Below are 2,182 nucleotides of genomic sequence, written 5' to 3'. Positions count from 1 at the left end.
GTTAACGTCTCATTAATAAGACGTTAGAAACTCGGTTCTATGGATATTAATCGTGTCGGTAATTAATTATAATTAACAAAGTTTTATAAACCGGAACAATAAAATAGTTCAAATGTCCGGTAAATCAGAATGGCTAGGATCATGGATGTAATCAGGAAAATCTATCAATATGCAGAACCAAATCTGTCCTTGGTTGGGTGGATGGGCTTTATTGGTTTTCCCATTTACTACTATGTGTGGGGTTATGTGTTTCCGGAAGCATACGAGAGTGCAGGGCTCAGAGGCTTCTGTGCTCTTTTGTTACTTGGATTAGCCTTGCGAGAGCATCTGCCTGGTTATCTAAAAAAGTACCTACCGTATTATTACGTCGCGGTGATCACGATATGCTTACCATTTTTCTTTTCATTCATGATGTTTATGAACGATTGGTCAACGGTCTGGGTGATGTCGTTCATGGCTTCGATTTTTCTGCATATCCTTTTAGTGCATGAAACTAAAGTGATGTTAATGCAGGCCATTCTGTCTGTTTTCGTGGCATTTTTGCTGTCTTATTTCATCAATGACGGACGCGTTGACACGATCGTTGTATGGCCATATGTGCCTATTTTCTTGTTCACCTACATATTCGGTAATTTATTTTATTTCCGAAATCAGGTTGAACATGAAACGAAAGTCTCAATCGCGAAATCTTTTGGCGCTGGAATTGCGCATGAAATGAGGAACCCTCTTAGCGCACTGAGGACTTCAGTTGATGTACTTGAAACGCTCATACCTAACCGGAAAGCGGACCCTAAGACCATATATGAACTCAGCGAGGCAGAGGTTGAACGAGTACATGAAGTGCTCAGAAGCGCGGATGAAGTAATTAAGAATGGTAACGAAACTATTGACTTATTGCTGACCTCGATCGACCAGAACCGGGTGTCGCGTTCAACATTTATCAAACACTCGATAGAAAAAGTGGTTCGTGAATCACTAGACAGTTTTACCTACTCAAACTCTAACGTTTCAGACAACGTCAAGCTGGTTGTGGAACAGGACTTCGATTACTTTGGTAGTGATACGCTAATGAAGTATGCCCTGTACAATCTGTTAAAAAATGCGTTTTTCTACCAAAAAGATAGTGATTTTGAAGTCATTATTACTATCACATCTGCAAACGGAGTTAACCAGCTTCGTTTCTACGATAACGGCGCAGGAATCGAACCAGACAAGCTGGATCATATCTTCAAGGATTTCTATACATCGGGGAAAAATGGCAGTTTCGGTTTAGGTTTACCGTTTTGTAAGCGAGTGATGAGTGCGTTTGGAGGTTCAATCCATTGTGTATCTTCGTTCGGTAAGTGGACGGAGTTTTGTCTGCTGTTTCCGCCGTATCAATCAGAAATCATCGATAATATTAAACACGAAATTATGCGTTCAAAATCTTTGCTTTATGTTGGCGATCACTCTTTGGTAAGCCGTAAACTGAATGAACTCTCGTTCTATTCTGGTTTTACGCTAACAAGCCTTTCCATCCAGGATGCTATTGAGCTTGAAGAATACGAATTTGAGTTCGACTTGATAATCGTCGATTTGGATTGTTGTCGGGAGCTTGAATACCGTCAACTGGAATCAAAACTGACGTTTACGGAAGCGAAGATCGCGTTTCTTTTTGAAAACCATAAGAAATATCATGATCAATTCAGCCGCTATCTGACATTTTATCCTGTTGAGCGCAGTGCCCTGCTTGAGGACTCTGCTGGCGTAATTGAAAAGCTAGTGTTTGAGTCACCGGAGCCCGACAGAAATGTTCTCCCTCGTAAAACTAATCAGTTCGGCAAACGTGTACTGATTGCTGATGACAATGATTCAGTTCGCTCGTTTACCGCGATTCTTCTTAACAAGCAAGGTTATCAGGTCACCGAAGCGACGAATGGTGAGGAAGTGATTCAGGCTCTAAACTCGACTCCAATTGATCTGATCCTTATGGATTTAGAAATGCCCATTATGAACGGATTTGATACAACCAGTCGTATTCGGTGTTCTTCGCAAACGTATTCTAATGTACCGATAGTGGGGCATACAGGAGATAACCGAGAAGATACATTATTCCGTATTCGTGAGGCTGGCATGAATGATTATTTGATTAAGCCAACAGATAAAAATAGATTGTTAGATAAGTTGGAGCACTATCTTTAAT

General features: G+C 40.8%; 1 protein-coding gene. It reads left to right on the top strand.

All coding sequences use genetic code 11. The annotated features are described in order from the left end of the window. The first annotated feature begins 141 nt into the window (after positions 1 to 141). Complete coding sequence (locus CAG65_RS18100) at positions 142 to 2,181, top strand: ATP-binding response regulator (RefSeq protein WP_161454530.1); 2,040 nt, start codon at positions 142 to 144, stop codon at positions 2,179 to 2,181. Position 2,182 lies beyond the last annotated feature (1 nt).

The sequence above is a fragment of the Vibrio sp. V39_P1S14PM300 genome, from assembly GCF_009904765.1.
In the GTDB taxonomy this organism is placed as follows: Bacteria; Pseudomonadota; Gammaproteobacteria; order Enterobacterales; family Vibrionaceae; genus Vibrio; species Vibrio proteolyticus.
This window is presented reverse-complemented; position numbering and strand designations above follow the sequence as displayed.

Coding starts and splice junctions, on each gene's coding strand:
- CAG65_RS18100 (WP_161454530.1), top strand. CDS start 142: ATGGATGTAATCAGGAAAATCTATCAATATGCAGAACCAAATCTGTCC.